At 71.7% G+C, this 21087-nt stretch carries 20 protein-coding genes; 12 read left to right on the plus strand and 8 right to left on the minus strand.

The window, feature by feature from the left end; translation table 11 throughout:
• Positions 1 to 35 precede the first annotated feature (35 nt).
• The gene (locus ACTWPV_RS22230) at positions 36 to 2222 is read right to left on the minus strand and encodes a WD40 repeat domain-containing serine/threonine protein kinase (RefSeq protein ID WP_443153230.1); all 2187 of its coding nucleotides are present in this window, start codon (positions 2220 to 2222) and stop codon (positions 36 to 38) included.
• Between the two features lie 224 nt (positions 2223 to 2446).
• Between ACTWPV_RS22230 and ACTWPV_RS22235 the strand changes: the two genes are divergently transcribed.
• Complete coding sequence (locus ACTWPV_RS22235) at positions 2447 to 2869, plus strand: MBL fold metallo-hydrolase (protein ID WP_443153231.1); 423 nt, start codon at positions 2447 to 2449, stop codon at positions 2867 to 2869.
• A gap of 196 nt (positions 2870 to 3065) precedes the next feature.
• Positions 3066 to 3995: a lytic murein transglycosylase gene (locus ACTWPV_RS22240; RefSeq protein ID WP_443153232.1), complete on the plus strand. Its 930-nt coding sequence runs from the start codon at positions 3066 to 3068 to the stop codon at positions 3993 to 3995.
• Between the two features lie 69 nt (positions 3996 to 4064).
• Here ACTWPV_RS22240 and ACTWPV_RS22245 read toward each other — a convergent pair whose 3' ends face one another.
• Complete coding sequence (locus ACTWPV_RS22245) at positions 4065 to 5819, minus strand: glycoside hydrolase family 15 protein (RefSeq protein WP_347644659.1); 1755 nt, start codon at positions 5817 to 5819, stop codon at positions 4065 to 4067.
• A gap of 106 nt (positions 5820 to 5925) precedes the next feature.
• Complete coding sequence (yczE, locus tag ACTWPV_RS22250) at positions 5926 to 6504, minus strand: membrane protein YczE (protein WP_443153233.1); 579 nt, start codon at positions 6502 to 6504, stop codon at positions 5926 to 5928.
• An 87-nt stretch (positions 6505 to 6591) separates the two neighbouring features.
• Here yczE and yczR point away from each other — a divergent pair, with 87 nt between their 5' ends.
• Entirely contained in the window at positions 6592 to 8022 is a 1431-nt protein-coding gene (yczR, locus tag ACTWPV_RS22255) for a MocR-like transcription factor YczR (protein WP_443153234.1), read from the plus strand.
• Positions 8023 to 8029: 7 nt separating this feature from the next.
• Here the strand turns inward: yczR and ACTWPV_RS22260 are convergent, their stop codons facing one another.
• Complete coding sequence (locus ACTWPV_RS22260; RefSeq protein ID WP_443153235.1) at positions 8030 to 8638, minus strand: trimeric intracellular cation channel family protein; 609 nt, start codon at positions 8636 to 8638, stop codon at positions 8030 to 8032.
• Between the two features lie 27 nt (positions 8639 to 8665).
• Positions 8666 to 10144: a peptide MFS transporter gene (locus ACTWPV_RS22265; RefSeq protein ID WP_347644655.1), complete on the minus strand. Its 1479-nt coding sequence runs from the start codon at positions 10142 to 10144 to the stop codon at positions 8666 to 8668.
• Positions 10145 to 10295: 151 nt separating this feature from the next.
• On the opposite strand from ACTWPV_RS22265, the gene ACTWPV_RS22270 reads away from it, so the two are divergent.
• From ACTWPV_RS22270 to ACTWPV_RS22280, 3 genes are all read left to right on the plus strand, one after another.
• Positions 10296 to 12137, plus strand: a complete 1842-nt coding sequence (locus ACTWPV_RS22270; RefSeq protein WP_443153236.1) for an AMP-dependent synthetase/ligase — start codon at positions 10296 to 10298, stop codon at positions 12135 to 12137.
• Between the two features lie 107 nt (positions 12138 to 12244).
• Positions 12245 to 13111: a hypothetical protein gene (locus ACTWPV_RS22275; RefSeq protein ID WP_443153237.1), complete on the plus strand. Its 867-nt coding sequence runs from the start codon at positions 12245 to 12247 to the stop codon at positions 13109 to 13111.
• A gap of 153 nt (positions 13112 to 13264) precedes the next feature.
• Positions 13265 to 13768, plus strand: coding sequence for a hypothetical protein (locus tag ACTWPV_RS22280; protein ID WP_347644652.1), 504 nt, complete (start codon positions 13265 to 13267; stop codon positions 13766 to 13768).
• A 70-nt stretch (positions 13769 to 13838) separates the two neighbouring features.
• Here ACTWPV_RS22280 and ACTWPV_RS22285 read toward each other — a convergent pair whose 3' ends face one another.
• Entirely contained in the window at positions 13839 to 14486 is a 648-nt protein-coding gene (locus tag ACTWPV_RS22285; RefSeq protein ID WP_443153238.1) for an NAD(P)-dependent oxidoreductase, read from the minus strand.
• A 104-nt stretch (positions 14487 to 14590) separates the two neighbouring features.
• On the opposite strand from ACTWPV_RS22285, the gene ACTWPV_RS22290 reads away from it, so the two are divergent.
• The 4 genes from ACTWPV_RS22290 (at position 14591) to ACTWPV_RS22305 (ending at position 18133) form a co-directional block, all read left to right on the plus strand.
• On the plus strand, positions 14591 to 14959 hold the full coding sequence (locus tag ACTWPV_RS22290; RefSeq protein WP_347644650.1) for a winged helix-turn-helix transcriptional regulator: 369 nt from the start codon (positions 14591 to 14593) through the stop codon (positions 14957 to 14959).
• A gap of 38 nt (positions 14960 to 14997) precedes the next feature.
• Positions 14998 to 15972: a hypothetical protein gene (locus ACTWPV_RS22295; protein WP_443153239.1), complete on the plus strand. Its 975-nt coding sequence runs from the start codon at positions 14998 to 15000 to the stop codon at positions 15970 to 15972.
• Positions 15973 to 16111: 139 nt separating this feature from the next.
• Entirely contained in the window at positions 16112 to 17101 is a 990-nt protein-coding gene (gene moaA / locus ACTWPV_RS22300; RefSeq protein ID WP_443153240.1) for a GTP 3',8-cyclase MoaA, read from the plus strand.
• A 240-nt stretch (positions 17102 to 17341) separates the two neighbouring features.
• Positions 17342 to 18133, plus strand: coding sequence for an NTP transferase domain-containing protein (locus tag ACTWPV_RS22305; RefSeq protein ID WP_443153241.1), 792 nt, complete (start codon positions 17342 to 17344; stop codon positions 18131 to 18133).
• Positions 18134 to 18435: 302 nt separating this feature from the next.
• Here ACTWPV_RS22305 and ACTWPV_RS22310 read toward each other — a convergent pair whose 3' ends face one another.
• On the minus strand, positions 18436 to 18750 hold the full coding sequence (locus ACTWPV_RS22310; RefSeq protein WP_443153242.1) for a DUF3099 domain-containing protein: 315 nt from the start codon (positions 18748 to 18750) through the stop codon (positions 18436 to 18438).
• 99 nt (positions 18751 to 18849) lie between these two features.
• On the opposite strand from ACTWPV_RS22310, the gene ACTWPV_RS22315 reads away from it, so the two are divergent.
• Positions 18850 to 19062 carry a dodecin gene (locus tag ACTWPV_RS22315; RefSeq protein WP_347644645.1) on the plus strand — a complete coding sequence of 71 codons (213 nt, stop codon included), beginning with the start codon at positions 18850 to 18852 and terminating at the stop codon, positions 19060 to 19062.
• A 31-nt stretch (positions 19063 to 19093) separates the two neighbouring features.
• A complete protein-coding gene (locus tag ACTWPV_RS22320) occupies positions 19094 to 19651 on the plus strand; it encodes an arsenate reductase/protein-tyrosine-phosphatase family protein (RefSeq protein WP_347644644.1) in 558 nt (185 codons plus the stop codon).
• Between the two features lie 40 nt (positions 19652 to 19691).
• Here ACTWPV_RS22320 and ACTWPV_RS22325 read toward each other — a convergent pair whose 3' ends face one another.
• On the minus strand, positions 19692 to 21047 hold the full coding sequence (locus ACTWPV_RS22325) for a metallopeptidase TldD-related protein (RefSeq protein ID WP_443153441.1): 1356 nt from the start codon (positions 21045 to 21047) through the stop codon (positions 19692 to 19694).
• Positions 21048 to 21087: the final 40 nt, after the last annotated feature.

Below are 21087 nucleotides of genomic sequence, written 5' to 3' on the forward strand. Positions count from 1 at the left end.
CCCACCGTCCTCATGCCGGTCGTGACCGGGGCGGGTCAGGCCGGGCCGAGACTCCAGACCTGCGCCTTCCCGTACTCGCCCGCGCCCGCGATCACCGGCCTGCCGTCGAGCTCGGCCAGGGTGAGGGCGTGGACGGCGCCGCCGTCCGCGGGACGCAGCGCGCCGATGACCCGGGCCTCGTCGAGGTCCCAGATCCGGACGATGACCTCACCGCCCACGGGAGCGTGGGTCACGGCCGCGATGGGGAGGCCGCCGAGCCGCCCGGCCACGAGCGCGGTGGTGCCCCGGTCATCGGGGCTTCTGCCGCTGAAGTTCCACATCTTCCTGCGCTTGCCCGTCACCAGGTCGTGCACGCGGAGGGTGGCGTTCTGGTGCGTCGAGACGACCACGGGCCGGCCCTCGATCTCGCCGCAGGCCAGCAACTCGATCCCGCTGTACCTCCCCATGCCGAACGAGTGCCGCGGCTTTCCCGTCGACAGGCGCCACACCCGGACGCGCCCGCGGCCGTCCCCCGTGACGAGCACGTCGTCGGTGCCGAGCCGGCCGAACGCCAGGCCGTGGACGCCCTGGTAGTGGTCGCGGATCGCCGGGCCGATCTGCTTGCCGGTGGCGATGTCCCACAGCCGTACGACGCTGCGCAGGTCTTGGACGAGGTCGTACTTCTGCGACACGGCGATCGCCCTGCCCCCGTCAGTGTCCTCGTCCGTGCCCCCGCGTGTGCCCCCGCGTGTGCCCCCGCGTGTGCCCCCGCGTGTGCCCCCGCGTGTGATCGTGACTGCGATGACCGGGTCGCCGGCCCGGTGGTCGGCCAGGCTCTCGCCCGTCAGGGTCCACAGCCGCATCCTGCCGTCGGCGTGCCCGGAAGCCACCACCGGGCGGCCGTCCACCCGGCCGGCGGCCACCGAGGTGGCCGTGCCTCCGCCGTCGCCGAGCGCGGTGACAGCCGCCGCGCCGTCGCCCGCCGCGTTCACGTCCCAGGCGAGCACGAGTCCCGTTGTGGTTGCGCACACGACCGCCGTCTCCGAGGCGGCCATGGACACCGGATCGCCGGACTTCGAGGGCAGCGGCACGGGCCCCCTGACCGGCGTGCCGAACGGCTCGGCCGAAGCGGCCGGTGTGGGTGCCGGTGTGGGTGCCCGTGTGGTCGCCGGGGTGCCGGTGCCGGTTGTTCGGGGGGAGGCCGACGAGGAGACCTCCTGGCCGGCACGGTTCGTGTGATCGACGCCTGGCGGGAGCGGTGTGCGGCCGGGATCGAGGAAGGCGCGGTCGGGCCGTAACACGGCGAGGGCGGACACCCCTGCCGCGGCCGCCGCGGCCACTCCGCCGATCACCAGCCGGCGGCTGAGCGACCTGGCCGGGTGCGGCGACCGTCCTTCCCGTGGGCCCGGCGTCGTGGGGTGCGGCCCGCCCGCGGGGTTCGTCCGCCGGATGATGTCCTGCAGCAGGTCGGTGGGGGTGGGCCGGGAGGCGGGGTCTTTGGACAGGCACGTCTCGATCAGCGGCAGCAGGTGTCCCGGCACTCCAGAAAGATCCGGTACGCCGTTGATAACGCTGTTCACGACGGCGGCCACCGTCGTGCCCGCGAAGGGAGCGCGTCCCGTGGCCGCGAAGACGATCGTGCCCGCCCAGCTGAACACGTCCGACGCAGGCCCCACCCGCTCGGACCCGAACTGCTCGGGCGACATGTACGCAGGAGTCCCGACCAGCCCGGATGTGTGCGTCGACGCGTCGAGTGCCTTGGCGATCCCGAAGTCGATGACGATCGGCCCGTCGGGGCCCATCAGGACGTTGCCCGGCTTGAAGTCCCGGTGCACGATCCCGGCCTGGTGGATGGCTGTCAGCGCGGTCAGCGTGGAGATCGCGAGCCGGTCGAGCGCCCCGCCGGCGCGCGGCCCCTGGGAGCGGACGACCGCCTGCAGCGTGTCGCCGGGGACGTACTCGCTCACGATGTACGGCCGATCGCCCAGCATGCCGACGTCCAGCACCGCCGCCGTGCAGAACGCGGCCACCCGCCGCGCCGCCTCCACCTCCCGCATGAAGTCGGCGGTGGCGCCGCCGTCGTGGCTCAGGTGGCTGTGCAGCACCTTGATGGCGACGTCAGGCCCCGGGTCACCGGCGCCCTGGTAGACCACTCCCTGCCCGCCGGTGCCGAGCACGCCGAGCAGCCGGTGGCCGCCGATGTGCTGCGGATCGTCCGGCCGGAGCGGGCGTATCTCCGGCATCCCGCCCCTTTGCTCGATCTCTTTGAACGATCCACACAATATGGCCATAACCGCGCCTGGACGAAGACCCGGTGCTCGACTACGACGTGTCCCGCGCCGCCGGTCGCGACCGCCCCGGATGCCCGTCCCGCCGCAGGCGTGGGGAGCAGGGCGATCGGGACGGCGCGGGGCGCCCCTCGATACCGGCGCCCTTGGAAGTACGGCGATGGCGTAGGTTCCGGCACATGGAGTCGATCGAATTACTGCCGACCCTGCACCTTCTCCGGTTCGGCGTCGGCCAGGCATACCTGTGGCGCGATGCTGACGGGCTCACCCTCATCGACACCGGCGAGCCCGGCTCGGGCCCCGACCTGCTCGCCGCCGTCGAAAGCCTCGGGCACGCGCCCGGCGACCTGCGCGCCGTCGTCGTCACCCACGGCCACGACGACCACTGGGGAGCCCTCTCCGAGCTCGGCACGGACGCCACCGTCATGGCGCACGCCGCCGACGCCCCCGTCCTGCGCGGCGAGCGCGGCCAGCAGCTTCCCGACCTCACCGCCGGCTCGTTCCGCCGCCTGGCGGAGCTCGACGTGTCGCTCGTCTGCGTCGGCCACGGCGACCCGCTGACCGGCGACACCTCCGCCCGCCTGCGCGCCGTACCGCTCTGAACGCCACCTCCGCCCGCGGGGCCGCACAGGTCTGGGCGGCGTGTCGCCCCGCGCGCCGCACTGGCCCGGAGCGAGAAGGTCGGATCGCGCGTGGTGCGGGTCCGGACGGCGGGCCGGGGGCGCGTGACGCGGGACGTATGCCGGATCGCCCGTGGGGCCGGTGCGCGCGGGCCGGAACCGGGTAGGTTGGCGGCCCATGGAGGAACGCCAGAAGCACCCACGACTCACCGGCCGGGGTCGCGCGCTCGCCGCGCTGGCGGCCGCGGCCCTCACGGGGACGGCGGCCTGCGGAACCCCGGCGCCCGTGCAGAACGCCCCCGCGCGCCAGCCGCTGGCGGCCCCCACCGGCACCGCGACACCCGCGCCGAGCCGGACGCTCCCCGACCCCGACGAGAAGATCCCCGCGAACGCCGCGAAGCTCGCCTCAGCCCTGAAGGAAACCACCTCCGCGCTCAACGACGCCATCGACGCCTGGAAGGGCAAGAAGGGCAAGCCGCCGGAGGACGTCGAGCTCCTGGCCCTCCACCACCAGCGCATCTACCGTTACGCGGCCCGCCATCCCAAGCTCGCCTCCCGGGCCTTCGCCCGCCTGCCGAAGGGCCTTGCCGCCCAGGCCAAGGACAACACGCGCGCCATCCGCGAGCTCCTGGCCCTGGCCCACCCGATCAAGCCGTCGACGCCGTTCAAGGTCCAGTCGGCCCGCCCGGCCGCCGAACTGCTCGGGTTCTTCAAGAAGGCCGAGCGCCGGTTCGGGGTGGAGTGGGAGGTGCTGGCGGCGGTGATGCTCTCGGAGACGAAGTTCGGCCGGGTGAAGTCGGCCAGCCACGTGGGCGCCCAGGGGCCGATGCAGTTCATGCCGGCGACCTGGAAGGCGTACGGGATGGGCGGCGACGTGCACGACCCGCGCGACGCCGTGATGGCCGCGGCCAACTACCTCAAGGCCAGCGGCGCGCCGCGCGACTATCAGCGGGCGCTGCACGCCTACAACCCGTCGCAGGCGTACGTGAACGCCATCCTCCTGCACGCCCGCCAGATCAAGCGCGATCCGCGGAACTACTACGTGTACTACAACTGGCAGGTGTACGTCATCACCACCGCCGGCGAGCGCCGCCTGACCGGCCCTTAACCGTCGCGAACGCCGGTCGGGCGGCGCGCCTCCGTGCGGCCGGCGCAGCACGGGGCGGACCCCGGGCGCCTATGCCAGGGCGCGGGCGGCGTGGACCAGGGGCACGTGGCTGAACGCCTGCGGGAAGTTGCCCACCAGGCGGTGGTAGCGGGGGTCGTACTCCTCCGCGAGCAGGCCCACGTCGTTGCGGAGCGACAGCAGGCGCTCGAACAGGTTCTTCGCCTCGTCCTTCCTGCCCTGCATCGCCATCACCTCCACCAGCCAGAAACTGCAGGCCAGGAACGCGCCCTCGCCGCCGGGCAGGCCGTCGACGTCGTTGTCGTCGGCCAGCGGATAACGCAGCACGAAGCCCTCGGACATGAGCTCCTTCTCGATCGCCGCCACCGTGCCCGCCATGCGCGGATCGTCGATCGGCAGGAACCCGACCATCGGCAGCATCAGCAGGGCCGCGTCCAGCTCCACCGACCCGTACGACTGGGTGAAGGTGTTGCGCGTCTCGTCGAAGCCCTTCTCGCAGATCTCGGCGTGAATGTTGTCGCGCAGGGCCCGCCACTTCTCCACGGGACCCGTACGGCCGAACCGCTCGACGTATTTGACGGCCCGGTCGAGCGCCACCCAGCACATCACCTTGGAGTGCACGAAGTGCCGGCGCGGCCCGCGCACCTCCCACAACCCCTCGTCGGGCTCGTCCCAGTGCTCGGTCACGTAGTCGAGCAGCTGCCGCTGGATGGCCCACGCCCGCTCGTCGGGGGACAGGCCGCGCTCGCGGGCGACGAACAGGGAGTTCATCACCTCGCCGTACACGTCGAGCTGCAGCTGCTTGACCGCCTCGTTGCCGATGCGCACAGGGCGGGAGTCCTCGTAGCCGTCGAGCCAGTCGAGGCGCAGCTCGGGCAGCCGCCGCTCGCCCGCGACGCCGTACATGATCTGCAGGTCCTGCGGTCGCCCGGCGATGGCGCGCAGCAGCCAGGCACGCCAGTCGGCGGCCTCTTCCAGGAAGCCGGACGAGATGAGCGCGTCGAGCGTCAGCGTCGCGTCGCGCAGCCAGCAGAACCGGTAGTCCCAGTTGCGCACCCCGCCCAGGTCCTCGGGCAGCGACGTGGTGGGCGCGGCGACGATGCCGCCCGTCGGCGCGTAGGTGAGCGCCTTCAATGTGATCAGCGACCGCGTCACGGCCTCGCGGTAGGGGCCGTCGTAGGTGCAGCGCGCCACCCACTCCGCCCAGAACGTCTCACTTTCGGCGAGTTGTTCCTCGCAGGCGATCTGCGGCGGCATCGGCTCGTGCGAGGGGTGCCAGGTGAACACGAACGGCAGCCGCTGGCCCTCCTCGACGGTGAACGTCGCCCGGTGGGCGTAGTCGCCGCCCTTCAGCGGCACGGGGGCGTGCAGCCACACGGAGTCGGGACCGCCGACGGCCTGCAGGTGACCGTCGGTCCTGCGCACCCACGGCACGATCCTGCCGTAGTCGAAACGCACCCTGACCACCGTGGACATCTCCACGGTGCCGGAGACGCCCTCGACGATGCGCACGACGTCGGGGTTCCTGTCGCGGGGAGGCATGAAGTCGATCACCCGGACGGTGCCCGTCGGAGTGTCCCACTCGCTCTCCAGGATGAGCGTGTCGGGACGGTAACGGCGCCTGGTCGCCGGTTTCCTGCCGGTGGGCCCGAGCCACCAGTGGCCGTGGCGCTCGCTGCCCAGCAGCGCAGCGAAACACGCCGGCGAGTCGAACCTGGGCAGGCACAACCAGTCGATGGAGCCGTCCCTGGCCACCAGCGCGGCCGACTGCATGTCTCCGATCAGGGCATAATCCTCGATCCGCATGCCTAGACGCTACCGGAACCGTCCGTGGTGGTCCGGCTTCCTGCCGTGCGGGTGATTCCGTGACCGGGCCGGGTCATGTCGCGTCATGCCCGGACCGGTCACGGGATCACGTCAGCGGGAACCAGCGGGTGAACAGCTGCGTCATCGGCCCGATGGCCAGCGCGAACACCAGCGTTCCCACGCCCACGGTGCCGCCGAGCAGCCACCCGGCGGTCAGCACGGTGACCTCGATGAGGAAACGGCCGAGCCGTACGGACAGGCCGAGCCGCATCAGCCCGGTCATGATGCCGTCACGCGGGCCGGGGCCCATTTGCGCCCCGATGTACAGGACCGTGGCCAGGGCGATGGAGACGACCCCGAGCGCGAGGTACGACGCCTGGGCCGCGACGTGCTCCGGCGAGGGCAGCAGGAAGATCGCGGCATCGGCGAACAGCCCCAGGAACACCACGTTGCTGATGGTCCCGAAGCCCGGCTTCTGCTTCAGCGGGATCCACAGCAGCATGACCAGGGCGCCGACGATGATGATCATGGTGCCGATGGTAGTCCCCGTCCTGATCGCCAGGCCCTGGTGGAAGACGTCCCACGGGTCGTTGCCCAGGCTGGACTCCACCTGGAGCCCGATGCCCAGCCCGTACAGGGCCAGCCCGCCGTAGAGGCGGAGCACTCGTGCGGGAAGGGAAGCCACGCGAGGGGCGGTCGTGTCACTCATAGTGGACCCAGAGTGGCAGGCCACTGGCTTGCCAAAACAGAACCAATCACGAAAAGTGGCCTTATGCGTTATGTATCGGCCACCCAGGCGGCCAGGCTCCTCATGATCGACCCCGCCACGCGGCCGTACTACCGGGCCCTGGCCGCCGGCGTGCGGGCTCTGATCATGGACGGCCGGCTTGCCGTGCGGGTCCGCATGCCCGCCGAGCGCCACCTCGCCGAGACCCTCAAGGTCAGCCGCACCACCGTGACCGCCGCCTACGACCTGCTGCGCGAACAAGGTTACCTGGAGAGCCGCCAGGGCTCGGGCAGCTGGACGGCCCTGCCCGATCCGGCCACCACCGCGGACAACCCGTGGCTCGGAACCGACGGCGACGGCCTGATCCAGCTCCAGACCGCCGCCCCGGCCGCGCCCACGGCGCTGCGCGAGGCCATGGCGGAGGCGCTGGAAGACCTGCCGAGGTACGGCATGGGCATCGGCTACGACCCCATGGGCCTGCCGGTGCTCAGGGAGCGCATCGCCGTCGCCTACACCGCCAGAGGCCTGGCGACCAGGCCCGAGCAGATCGTCGTCACCACCGGCTCCCAGCACGCCATCCAGCTCGTGATGGGGCTCCTCGTCGGCCCGGGCGACCCGGTGCTCGTGGAGTCGCCGACGTACCCGCACGCCATCGACGCGGCCCGCCGCGGCGGCGCCAGGATCGTGCCGGTCGGGATCTCGCACGAAGGCTGGCAGGACGACCTGCTGACCTGCGCCATGCGCCAGTCGGCGAGCCGTCTCGCCTACCTCATGCCCGACTTCCAGAACCCGACGGGTGCCCTCATGGACGACGCCACCCGCGCCGCCGTCGTGGCCGCCGCCCGGCGCGTGGACACGCTGCTGCTGGTGGACGAGACCTGGTCGGAGCTGGCGCTCGACGAGGTGCCGCGCACGTCGCCGATGGGCTCGTTCGACACCGACAGCCGCGTGATCAGCATCGGCTCCGCGTCGAAGTTGTGGTGGGGCGGGCTGCGCATCGGCTGGATCCGCGCCACGGCCGCGATGGCCCGGCGGCTGGCCACGTACCGCTCGGCTGCGGACATCGCCAGCCCGGTGATGGAGCAGCTCGCGGTGGCGCGGCTGTTCGACCGGCTGGAGGAGACGCGGGCCGAGCGCCGCCGCGCGTTGCGCGCCTCCCGCGACGCGCTGGTGTCCGGGCTGCGCGAGCACCTGCCGGAGTGGACGTTCACCGTGCCGCGCGGCGGGGGCACGCTCTGGGTGCGCCTCGACCGGGGCGGCTCCACCCCGCTCGCCGAGGCGGCGGCCTGCCACGGCGTACGCCTCGCGCCCGGCCCCTGGTTCGGCCTGGAAGGGACGCTTGAGAGTCACCTGCGGCTGCCGTACACCCAGCCGCCCTCGATCCTGCAGGACGCGCTCGTCCGGATCCGCGCCGCCCGCGACCACGGCGCCGCCGGCGGTTCCCGCCCGCTCGAGTCCCTCATCGCGATGGTGTGAGGGGCGCTCACTCGCCGGCCCCGCGGGCCAGCGGCGCCTGCCACTTGCGGCGCATCGCCACGATGCGCAGGCCGAACGCCAGCACGGCCGCCGCCAGCGTCACGGGCCAGCCGTGCAGGCCGTAGGAGGACAGCGCGGCCATCGTCGCCGCCCCCACCAGGGCGGGCACGGCGTAGAGCTGCCGGTCGTGGAGCAGCGTCGGGATCTGCCCGGCCAGCACGTCGCGCAGCATGCCGCCGCCCACGGCCGTGGTGATCCCCAGCACGGTGGCGTGCAGAGGGCTGAGGCCGTACTCCATGGCCTTGGCCGTGCCGACCGAGCAGAACAGGCCGAGCCCCGCCGCGTCCAGCACGAGGATGACCGGCATCACCTTCGCGACGTGCGGATGCCAGTAGAAGACGATCACCGTCGCCGCCAGCGGCACCAGCACGTAGCCGACGCTCTGGAAGGCGGCGGGCCGGACGTTGAGGATCAGGTCGCGTACGACGCCCCCACCCAGGGCGGTGATCTCGGCGAGCATCGTCATCCCGACCACGTCGAGCCGCTTGCGCACCCCCATCAACGCCCCCGTCAACGCGAAGACGAAGATGCCTGCCAGGTCGAGAATCTCGGACACGTTGACAGTGTCCACCGCATGGCGGGTCTACCGCACGGCGGGCTCATGGTGCTCGGCCATCATCACCCGCAGTCGCCGGGTGAACATGAACAGCGCGAGTCCCGCCACGATCGCCACCAGCGCCAGCACCAGGTAGTACATCGGGTCGGACAGCACGGCGGTGAGCCGGCCCGTCTGCCCGCCGACCGCGTCGCCCACCGACACCGCGATGAACCAGACGCCGAGCATCTGCCCCTTGAACGCCTCCGGCGCCAGCTTGGCCGTCACCGACAGCCCGACCGGGCTCAGCGACAGCTCGCCGAACACCTGGATCAGGTAGACCAGCACCAGCCACCACACCGACACCCTGCCCGGCCCGGCCAGCGCCGCCGCGACCGCCATGACGACGAAGCTCGCCCCCACCATGACCAGCGCGAAGCCGAACTTCTGCGGGGTGCTCACCCGCGTGCCCAGCCGCAGCCACAACGCCGCGAACACCGGTGCGAAGATCATGATGAAGAGGGGGTTGAACGACTGCGTCGTGGCCGGCTGGATCGGGATCCCGAACAGCGACAGCTCGGTGTGGTCCTGGGCGAAGAAGAGCAGCTTGCTGGGCGCCAGATCGAAGATCATCCAGAAGATGGCCGCGGCCACGAACAGCCAGATGTACGCCTTCATCCTGATCCGCTCGTCCTGCGTGAGATTGTGGCTGCCCAGGAGGATGTAGCCGAAGTACGCGACGGGCACGAGCAGGATGATGACCGTGACCACCACGGTGAACCGGTCGACCGTGAACGTGCCGGTCGCCGCCCACCCGGCCAGCAGGGCCGCCGTCGCACCCACCGCCAGGACGAACAGGCGGCCGAACCTCCGGCGTTCCCGCGGCGACAGGCGAAGGCCCGGCTGCTCGCCCACGCCTCTGAGGGCCTTGCCGCCCCAGACGTACTGGATCAGGCCGAGCGCCATGCCGACCGCGGCGGCGCTGAAACCGAGGTGCCAGCGGTCGCCCGCGGCCAGCCAGCCGACGACGAGGGGCGCGAAGAAGGCGCCCAGGTTGATGCCGAAGTAGAACAAGGAGAACGCCGCGTCGCGTCGTGCGTCGTCGCTGTCGGCGTAGAGGCGGCCGACCATGACGGAGATGTTCGGCTTGAGCAGGCCGGTGCCGGAGATGATGAGCAGCAGGCCGAGCCAGACGAAGAACGCCGACGTCGCCGGGATCGCCATGCTGATGTGCCCCAGCATGATGACGAACCCGCCCCAGAACACCGACCTGCGCGCCCCGAGGATGCGGTCGGCGATCCACCCGCCGGGCAGTGCCACCAGGTAGATGAGCGCCGCGTAGACGCCCACGACCGCCTGGGCGGTCACGGGCGACATGCCGAGGCCCTGGTGAGCGGGCGATGCGGCCAGGAACGTGGCCAGGATCGCGCGCAGGCCGTACCAGCTGAAGCGCTCCCACATCTCGGTGCCGAACAGCGTGGCCAGGCCCCATGGGTGCCCGAAGAACGTCCTGCCGCCGCCGGTCATGCCCAGCCCTCTCCCACGGCACCGAACGTAACTGAAATATCGCTCCAGGTGAGGGACGCGGGTGTTTCCCCGCGAGCTCTTGCCGCTACCCCCGTGGTGTGGTGCGATGCATGCCATTCATGCAAGTGAATACTGACGGGAGGCGCGCGCCATGGCCGAAGTCCTCGACGTGCGGGCGGAGATCCAGCGGCAGATCGCCGGCATGACCGTCTGCCGGCAGCTCGCTCAGGCCGCCGAGCAGCACCCCGACGCACCCGCCTACTCCGATCCCGACGGCGACGGCTGGCGCACGCTGACCTACGCGCAGGCCAGGGAGCGGGTCCTGGAGATCGCCGCCGCATTCGCCGCGCTCGGGCTCCAGACCGGTGACACCGTGGCGTTCATGATGGTCAACCGCAGCGAGCACGTGCTCGCCGACCTGGGCGCCGTGCACGCGGGCGGCGCCGGCTGCACGATCTACTCGACGTTCGCGCCCGACCAGATCGCGTTCGTGGCCGGCGACGTCGGGGCGAAATACGCGGTGCTCGGCGGACCGGCCGACCTGGCCCGCTGGCAGCCCGTGCTCGACCGGCTCGACGGCCTGCGCACGATCATCATGCTGGAGGGGGCGCCCGACGGCGAGCGTTTCCTGGCGTGGACGGACTTCCTCCGGCTCGGCCGCGAACGCCTGGCCGCCGACCCCGGCCACATCGAGACGCGCTGGCGCGCGGTCACCCCCGACGACGTGGCCACCGTGTTATACACCTCCGGCACCACCGGCATGCCCAAGGGCGTGCCCCTGACGCACACGAACATCTTCTACGAGGTCGCCTCCACCGACCGGATGGCCTCGCTGCCCACCGAGGGCACCCAGATCTCCTACCTGACCTACGCGCACATCGCCGAGCGGGTGCTCAGCCTCTACCTGCCGCTGGTCAAGGCCTCCCACGTCTACTTCTGCACCGACCTGGCCAACCTGGGCGGCACGCTGGGGCAGGTCAGGCCGATGATGTTCTTCGGGGTGCCCCGGGTGTGGGAGAAGATGATGGCCCGCCTGTCAGCCGTGCTCGCCACCCAGCCGGAGGAGCAGCAGGCGGCCGTGCGCGCGGCCATGAAGGCCGGCGTCGCCTACATCGAGGCCGGCCAGCACGGCCACACCGTCACCCGCGAGATCCAGTCCGCCTACGACCAGGCCGACGCCTCCCTCCTGTCGGTCATCCGCGGCATGATCGGGTTCGACCGCGCCGTGTGGACCGCCACCGGTGCCGCGCCCCTGCCCGCCGAGGTGCAGCGCTTCTACGCCGGGCTCGGCCTCAAGGTCATCGACGTGTACGGCATGACGGAGACGACCGGCGCGTTCACCGGCAACAGCCCCACCTGCTACCGCCTGGGCAGCGTCGGCAGGGCCGAGCCCGGCGTCGAGATCCGCATCGCCGAGGACGGCGAGATCCTCACCCGCAGCCCGCTCAACACCCGCGGCTACCTCAACCGCGCGGAGGCCACCTCCGAACTCGTCGACGACGGCGGCTGGCTGCACACCGGCGACATCGGCACGGTCGACGACGACGGCTTCTACCGGGTCGTCGACCGCAAGAAGGAGCTGATCATCACCGCGGGCGGCGAGAACATCTCCCCGGCGGCGATCGAGAACCATCTCAAGGAGCACGCCCTGATCGGCCAGGCGCTCGCCTACGGCGACAACCGCCCGCACCCGGTGGCCGTGCTGACCCTCGACGGCGAGGTCGCGCCGGGCTGGGCGCGGGCGCGCGGCATCACGTTCTCCTCGCTCGCCGAGCTGGCCGGGCATCCCGAGGTGCTCAAGGAGGTGGAGGCCGCGGTCGAGGCCGCCAACGCCAAGCTCGCGCAGGTGCAGCAGGTGAAGAAGTGGGCCCTGCTCGGGGTCGAGTGGACCGCCGAGACCGAGGAGCTCACCCCGAGCCTCAAGCTCAAGCGGCGCGTCGTGCACCAGAAGTACGCCGACGTCATCGAAGGGCTCTACACCGGTCCCCGCTGAGCGGGCGGCGGCACGCACCCGGCGGACGGGCCGCTCCGAGCGGTTTTGCCAATCGGGGCGTGTGTTGTGGTCCTGGTCATGACCGGCGGGTTCCTACCGTCTCGCTCATGACCAGAAGCCTTCTTCTCGTCTCGCTAGCGGCGGGATCGCTCACAGCGGGGTCGCTCATGGCGCCCGCGCCCGCGACCTCCGCCGCGACCGAGCTCGCCATCCGATCCATCACCGTACGTCCAGCGGAGCCCGTGGTCGGCCCGAAGGGCTCCGTCCGCCTGGTGATCGAGGTGATCGCCCGGGGGACACGGGGTAAGCACGGCGTCTCCGTCAAGGTCGAACCCGGCTCCCCGCCGGCCCCGGTGCTCAGCTCGAAGACCCCGGCCGAGGACACGCCGGCGGCCACGCCGTCGCCGAGGGTCTCCGGGGCCCCGCGGCTCGCCTCCGGCGGCGAGCCCGCCGCGGAGCTCCCGGCGATGATGGCGTGGCGGGTGGGCTCGCCCGCCAGGTCCGCCACGCCGGCCTCGGCGGCGGAGGGCTGGGAGACGTGGCGTTTCCTGCCCGACAAGAGGCTGAACCGCTACTACCCCACGGGCACCTGGACGATCGCCGCCACCGCGACGGGCCGGGGGGGCACGACGGTCACCGAGTACGAGTCGTTCCAGTTCAGGCGTAACACGAAGCTCGCCTCCGTGCGGGTGGACGGGACGGCGGGCGGAAAGGTGCGGCTGCGGGGTTCGCTGACCAGGGTCGATCCGCGCGGTCTCACCGACTACGGGCCGTTCTCCAGGCAGAAGCTGGACATCCTCTGGCGTGCCGACGAATCCTCGGACTGGGAGCGCATCGGGGAGGTGCGTACCGACGCCGCCGGTTCGTTCGCCACGACGGTCTCGGGCCGTACCGGCGGATTCTGGCGCGTCCGCTATCCCGGAACGGGACATTACGCCGCAGATATCTCCAAAGTTCAACAAATCACGCAATAGCGCAGCAAACATAATTAAATCCGCGCATGGCCTAAACCGCTGTTGCCGAATCGTGATCAACTGCGTCGCAACTTTTCTTTACCCTTACGCGTCATTGGCCAATGACGTGCCCCGTCCCGGGGTGCGTTCTCAGACGGGGAAGGAATTTTGATTGTGAAGATGCGACGTCTCGCCGCCGGCCTGGCGGCGGCCGCCCTGGGCGCGACGATGGTGGCCACCGCCGCCTCGCCCGCGCTCGCCGACCCGGGCATCGACCCGGTCGCGGGCGGGCACACGAGCCTGAAGTTCGACGCGAACCCTGAGCCCGCCTGGCGGGGCCGCCCCATCACCCTTGAGGGCAAGCTCTCCGTCGAGTGCGACAAGGACTACATCAGCGGTCTGGTCTCGGTGCACCACGCCGACCACTGCAAGAGCACCGAGCGCTGGCACCGCCTGGCCTGGAAGCGGATCACGATCCTCTTCCAGCCGGCCGGCAGCGGCAAGTGGGAATACGTCGAGACGGTCAGGACCAGCCGCAGCGGCTACTTCCACACGAAGGTGCCGGCTCGCACGTCGGGCACCTGGCGCGCGGTCTTCAAGGGCGCCAGGTGGCTGGACGGCTCCGAGGGCACGGACTGGGTCCGGGTCATCGGCCACCGCCACCACCACCGCCACTAGTCACACCTCGGACGCCCGGCCTCACCAGGCCGGGCGTCCGGCATGTGCAACCGGCGATCGCCGGCCGGGCTCAGTACGACACGGCCACCTGGACGCGGTGGTGGCGGGGCGTCTCGGCCTCGTCCACCAGGGCGGCCGCGAGGTCGGCGTACGCGAACGCCGGATCGCCCTCGGCGGACGCCGGCACCTGCCCGCCCCCGATCCGGTAACGGCCCGTCCTCGCCGCGTGCTCGTCCAGGAAGACCGGCGGCGGCGCCAGCACCACCCAGTCCAGTGCCGACTCCTCGAACACCGCCAGCTCCGCCGCGTGCCCCAGCGAGAACGCGCGGGCGTCGGCGGGGAAGCCGGGCGTGTCCACGAGCCGGACCCCGGGTGAGACCTCCAGCAGGCTGCCGATGCCCAGCGCGACCAGGCGCGACACCCCGGCCCGCGCCAGCCCGTCCACCAGGGCGTGCGAGGCCGCCGTGTAGAACTCCTCCGACGGCATGTCCAGCCTGGCTGTGACCTGGATCGCCACGTCGTGATCCGCCGCCACCGCCGCCACCCGGTCGGCGTCGGTGACGTCCCCGGCGACCACCCGTACGTTCTCACCCGACAGATTCGGATATTTGGCGGGATCCCGTACTACGGCCGTCACGTCATGCCCGCGCCCGGCCGCCTCCGCCGCCACCCGCGTCCCGGCCCGTCCGCCGGCTCCGAACAGCACGAACCTGCTCATCGTCCACGCTCCGTTCTCCCGGCGACCGGACTCCCCGGCCGCCGGGAGAACGGTAGAGGGCGGGACCTCGCTTTCCGCAACGATAGTTACCTACGATGACGGGCATGGCCGAGCCTCTCGATCCGGACATGTTCTACGGATGCCCTCCTACCGCCGCGCCCATCCGCGTCGGCGACAAGTGGACCGCCAAGATCATCCGCTGTCTCGAACTGGGCCCGCGGCGTTTCACGGAGCTCCAGCGGCCGCTGCGCGGCATCACCCCCAAGGTGCTCACCGAGTCCCTGCGCGCGATGGAACGCGACGGCCTGCTCACCAGGACCGCCTACGACGAGATCCCGCCGCGCGTCGAATACGAGCTGACCGCCCTCGGCCGCAGCCTCCTCGAGCCGATGAACGCCGGCTGCGAGTGGTCCAGGAAACACCTGGCCGAGCTGATGCGCGCCCGCGAGACCTGGCACGCGGGAACGCCCTAGCCCGCCCGGGCGGGGGACAGATCGGGCAGGGTGGGAGCATGAGAGTCCTGATGCTGGGCGGTACGTGGTTCCTGGGGCGGCGCGTAGCCGAACGTCTCGCGGCCCGCGGCGACCAGATCCTCCTCGTCCACCGAGGTTCCGGCCGCTCCGCACCCGGCGTGCCGGGCGTCCACCTGCACACCGACCGTCACGACCTGGCGCGTCACGCCTCCCAGATCAAGGACTTCGCGCCGCAGGCCGTGGTCGACACCCACGCGCTCACCGGCGCAGACGTGGACACCGTCCTGCCGCTGCTGCCGCACGTGCCCACGGTGGTGCTGTCCAGCCAGGACGTGTACGAAGCGTTCACCGGCCTGCAGACGGGACGCTGCCTGGCGCCCGTGCCGATCACCGAGGACTCGGAGTTGCGCCGCGAACGCCATCCCCACCGGGGCAAAGGCTTTCCCGGCGTGCCGGACGACTACGAGAAGCTCGACGTGGAGGAGCGGTGGCTCGCCCGCGGCGCCGTCGTCCTGCGGCTGCCGCTGATCTACGGCCCGCACGACTGGCAGCGCAGGGAGGAGCCGATCCTGCGCCGCGTCCGCGCCGGCCGCGACCGCATTCCGGTCGGCGCCGCCAACCTGCTCTGGACGAAGGGCTACGCCGACGACCTGGCGACCGGCGTCCTGTCCGCCCTCGACCACCGCTCCGCCGACGGCCTGGCCGTCAACCTGGGGGAGACGGCCACGGTGACGATGGGCGCCTGGTTCGAGCAGATCCTCGGCGCCGCCGGTTCGCGGGCCCGGCTGGAACGGGTGCCGGACGACCGCATCCCGTCCGACCTGGCGCTGTCAGGTGCGCCCGCCCAGCATCTGGTGGTGTCCGTGGCCCGTGCCCGGGCACTGCTCGGGTGGGAGCCGGGCGACCCCGCCGCGCACGTCGCCGAGTCGGTGCGCTGGCATCTGGCCCACCCGCCGCAGGACGCCTGGACGGACGAGGACACCGCAGCGGATGACGCCGCCCTCGCCGGCTGAGACGGGGCCCGGTTCGCGTACCAAGGAGGAATCGATCAAGATGGGAATGTGTTGTCGTGGCAGAGAGGGGCGATGGGAAGCGCCTCCCGGCATGCGTCATAGTCTGGTCCCCTGGCGAACGAACAGGAGGTGACGCCCCATGTTGCGAGACTCGTTCGGACGGGTGGCGACTGATCTGCGGGTGTCCCTCACGGACAAGTGCAATCTGCGCTGCACCTACTGCATGCCGCCGGAAGGGCTCGACTGGCTCCCCAACCCGCAACTGCTCACCGCCGACGAGATCGTCCGCCTGGTGACGATCGGCGTCGAGCGGCTGGGCATCACCGAGGTGCGCTACACCGGCGGCGAGCCCCTTCTCAGGCGCGAGCTGGCCGACGTCGTCGCCCGCACCACCGCGCTCACCCCCAGGCCGCAGGTGTCGCTCACCACCAACGGCATCGGCCTGGCCCGCCTGGCCGGCGCGCTGGCCGGCGCGGGGCTCGACCGGGTCAACGTCTCGCTCGACACGCTCGACCCGGGCACGTTCAAGCGGCTCGCGCACCGTGACCGGCACGCCGACGTGATCGCCGGGCTGGCCGCGGCCGACGGGGCGGGCCTGCGGCCCGTGAAGGTCAACGCGGTCCTCATGCGCGGCGTCAACGACCACGAGGCGGTGCCGCTGCTGCGCTGGTGTCTCGACCAGGGCTACGAGCTGCGCTTCATCGAGCAGATGCCGCTCGACGCGCAGCACGGCTGGAGCCGCGAGGGCATGGTCACCGCCGACGAGATCCTCGACCTGCTGTCCGCGTCGTTCGACCTGAAGGCCGACGACCTGGAGGAGCGCGGCAGCGCGCCCGCCGAACGGTTCCTCGTGGACGGCGGGCCGGCGCGGGTGGGCGTGATCGGCTCGGTGACGCGCCCGTTCTGCGGCTCCTGCGACCGGGTCAGGCTCACCGCCGACGGCCAGGTGCGCAACTGCCTGTTCGCCACCGAGGAGTCCGACCTCAAGACCGCCATGCGCGCGGGCGCGTCCGACGACGAACTGGCCGAGAGGTGGGTGGCGGCGGTCGCGCGCAAGCGCGCCGGGCACGGCATCGACGACCCGTCCTTCCTCCAGCCCGCCCGCCCCATGTCCGCCATCGGCGGCTAGCCCCCGGCGACGCGACCGGTGGCGGTTGTCCATGGACACCGGAACGCGAGCCGCCGCGACACGGCATCCGGCCCTCGGGACGTGAGCCGCCGCGACACGGCATCCGCCCGTCCCGGCCGCGGCACGTGCTTGAGGGGCTCCTGGGCCGCCTCTTCGAGGCGGGTGGTGCCCGTACCCCCGGTGGGGTGCGGGCGGAGGAAGTGGTGACGTGCGGGACGGTTTCGAGCTGGGGGTGAGGGCGTGGACTTCGACGCGGTGATCCTGGCCGGGGGAGCGGCGCGCAGGCTGGGCGGAGCGGACAAACCCGGCCTGACCGTGGGCGGACGTACCCTGGTCGAGCACGTGGTCGCGGCCGCCGCGGGCGCGAGGAAGACGATCGTGGCCGGCCCCGAGCGTCCGATCCCGGGCGTCGTGTTCGTCAGGGAGGATCCCCCGCGCGGCGGCCCCGTGCCCGCGCTCGCCGCCGGCCTGAACGAGGTCACCGCGCCGCGGGTGGTGCTGCTCGCCGGTGACCTGCCCTTCATGACGGCGGCCCACGTGGCGGCCATGCTCAGGGCCGCCGGGCCGACGGGCGGGGCCGTGCTGGTGGACGCGGGAGGGCGCGAGCAGTGGCTGGCCGGCGCGTGGCCGGCCGCCGAGCTGAAGGCGGCTCTCGCGGACTATCGGGGACGCTCGCTCAAGGGCCTGCTGGCCCCGCTCGTGACGGTGCGCCTGGCGCTGCGCGGGCGGCCGTGGTTCGACTGCGACACAATGGACGACCTGGAGGAGGCTCGTATGAACGTGCTCAACGAATGGACCGCCCTGGCCTGCAAGGAACTCGGCATCGACCCGGCCACCGTGGACCGTGACCTGATTCTCGACCTGACCAAGGAGGTCGCCCACGGGGTCGCCAGGCCGGCCGCGCCCCTGACCGCCTATCTGCTCGGGCTCGCCCAGGGCGCCGGCACCGCACCCGAGGACGCGGTCACCAAACTGATCACATTGGCGAAAAACTGGTCGCAGGCGACCACCGAGACGTTGACCGACGACTGACACTCGAACGAACTGTTGAAGTCAATCCCCCTGCCCCCCTGAAAGTTTCCTGTGAAATGTGGGGCAGGAGGGGTGTAAACGATTTCGGGAAAGCAGTCCTATCCGACTCGCCCGACGGCGTCGCGCTGATCAAAAACTTCCGGAAAGGGGCGACGCCGGGTGGTTACGGGGGCAAACCACCCGGCGTCGCTTCATCGGCGTTCCGACGGGGGCCCGGAACGCCGGCACCAGCACTCCGACGGGGGACCGGAGCGCTTGGCTAAAGCGTACACCTACAACCCATGGGATGCGTCAAGACTTAGTCACGACCCGATCTCGCGTCGATGCAGCGGTATCTCGGTTTGGTTAGCCTCCGGCGACTGAAAGGTAGGAGGCGGGACGGCCTGGCCCCTCTCATTGGCCCCGATTACGGCTATGTATGGCAAAAAGACCGCGCCGGCGATGAACAGCAGCCGGTACGGCCACGGAAGCGGGACCACGACCGCCAGGATCAGGCAGATCGTCCGGAGGCCCATCTTGATGAGGTAGCTGACCTCACGTTTGCGGATGTCCGCGGTCAGCGACGGCCTGGCGTCGGTGACGGCGTGGACGTCCGGCTTCTTGCGCCACCCCTTCATACCTTCCACGGTAGACCTCGGATGAGCAGGGCGCGACGGCGCCCCCGGACACGGACGCGGGTCATGCGACCATGGCCTTCGAGTAAGGAGGATGGGGAGATGACGGACCGTACGTACCGGGTCACCGAGATCGTCGGCACCTCCGGGGAGAGCGTCGACGAGGCGATCCGCAACGGCCTCAGGAGGGCCGCACAGACGCTGCGCCATCTCGACTGGTTCGAGGTGACGGAGATCCGCGGCCACCTCGACGCCGGCGAGGTCGCGCACTTCCAGGTCGGCATGAAGGTGGGCTTCCGCCTGGAAGACGCCTGAGCGCCGGGCGCCACCGGCTAGATTGGCCCACGTGAACGGTGAGTTCCGCATCCTGCTCGTGTGCACGGCGAACATCTGCCGTTCCGCCATGGCGGAGGTGATCACCAGGGCGATGCTCGCCGGCACGGGCCTGCCCGCCGCCACGGGGAGCGCGGGGGTGCACGCCCTGACCGGCCATCCGATGGCGCCGCACGCGCTCGCCACGCTCGCCCGGCTGGGCCTCGACGGCCGGGCGCACCGGGCCAGGCAGCTCGACCCCGAGCTCGTCAGGTCGGCCGACCTGCTGCTGACGATGGAGGCCGGGCACGCCGCCGTCGCGGTCGGGCTCGACCCGGCCGCCACGCCGAAGACGTTCACGCTGCCCGAGTTCGCCGCGCTCGCGGCGGGCACGGAGCAGCGCCACCACCGATCCGACACCGCGCAGCGCGCGCGGGCGATCGTCGAGTCGGCCGCCGGACGGCGCCGCCGGCGGCCCGCGCCCGACGTGCGCGACCCCTACGGAGGCCCGCCCGAGGGCTACGACACGTGCGCGAAGGCGCTCGGCGAGTCGCTCAGCCACACCCTGGGCGCCCTCCTGGGCCCCCGCTGAGCCCGCCCGTCCCCGGCAGGCGGCGGGCGGGCGGCGCGGGTCAGCTCGCCTGGCTCACCGTGGACATGTTGAAGTCGGGCACCCACACCGGCGGCATGACCGTGTTCTGGAAGTAGTCGCCCCACTCCCTCGGCAGCGTGCGCTCGCTCGCGCCCACCTCAGCAAGCCTTCCCAGCAGGTCGACGGGGCTCTCGTTGAAGCGGAAGTTGTTCACCTCGCCCACGATCTCGCCGTGCTCGACCAGGTAGACGCCGTCACGGGTCAGCCCGGTCAGCAGGAGCGTCTGGGGGTCGACCTCGCGGATGTACCACAGGCACGTGACCAGGAGCCCGCGCCTGGTGGAGGCGATCATCTCGTCCAGCGACCTGCCGTCACCGGGACCCGACAAGATCAGGTTGTCGATCCCCGGCGTCGCCGGGAGCCCGCTCAGCCCTGCCGAGTAGCGGGTCTGCAGCAGCGCGTCGAGGCGGCCGTCGGTGATCCAGCCGGTCGGCCCCAGCGGCAGCCCGTTGTCGAAGACCGAGCTGTCCCTGTCGGAGGCGTGGGCCGCCACGAACGGCGCACACCCGATGCCCGGCGCCCCCGGGTCGCTCGACAGAGAGACGGGCAGCGTGGCCAGTTGCTCGCCCACCCGGGTGCCCCCGCCGCGCCTGGCGAACACCGAACGCCCGTCCAGCGCGTCGCGCGCGCCCGACGACCAGTACATGTAGATCATCAGGTCGGCCACCGCGCTCGGCGGCAGCAGCGTCTCGTAGCGGCCCGCGGGCAGGTCGACCCGTGTCCTGGCCCACTCCAGCCGCTGCGCCAGCGTGGACCCGAGCGCCGCCACGTCGACGTCGGTGAAGTCGGGTGTGGACACGCCGGTCCACGCGGAACGCTTCATGTCGGCGGACTTGGCGTTGAGCTCGACCTTGCCGGCCGGCTGGTCGTGGCGCAGCCGCAGGCCCGTGGACGAGCCGAGGAAGGTCGTGGTCACCTTGTGCTGGGCGAACCCGTACAGCTTGCCTCCGGCCGCCTCCGCGTCGGCGAACGCGTCGCCGAGCGCGGGGGCGAACGCCCCGAACACCCCGATGTCGGTCGGTCGTACCGGCTCGCTCCAGTCAGGCGAGGCGGGGACGCCCGCCACGAGGTCGCGGGCGTCCTCGGCGGGCTGGGCCTCGCGAGCCGCCGCGTCGGCCGCCGCCACCACACCGGCGAGCTGGTCCTCGCGTACGGCGGACCGCGACACCACTCCCACGCCCTGCCCCGCGATCGAGATCACGGTGAGCCGCGACGAGCGGGCGACGCCGTTCGTGGTCAGCGTGTTGCCCGCGAAGCGCAGGTTGGCCGTGGAGCCCTCGTCCACCAGCACCACGCAGCCGTCATTGCGGGAGAGCTCCAGCGCCCTCTCCACCATCTCCTGAGGGGATATGAGGCTCTCCACCGGCCCGCGCCCG

The sequence above is a fragment of the Nonomuraea sp. KM88 genome, from assembly GCF_052245635.1.
In the GTDB taxonomy this organism is placed as follows: domain Bacteria; phylum Actinomycetota; class Actinomycetes; order Streptosporangiales; family Streptosporangiaceae; genus Nonomuraea.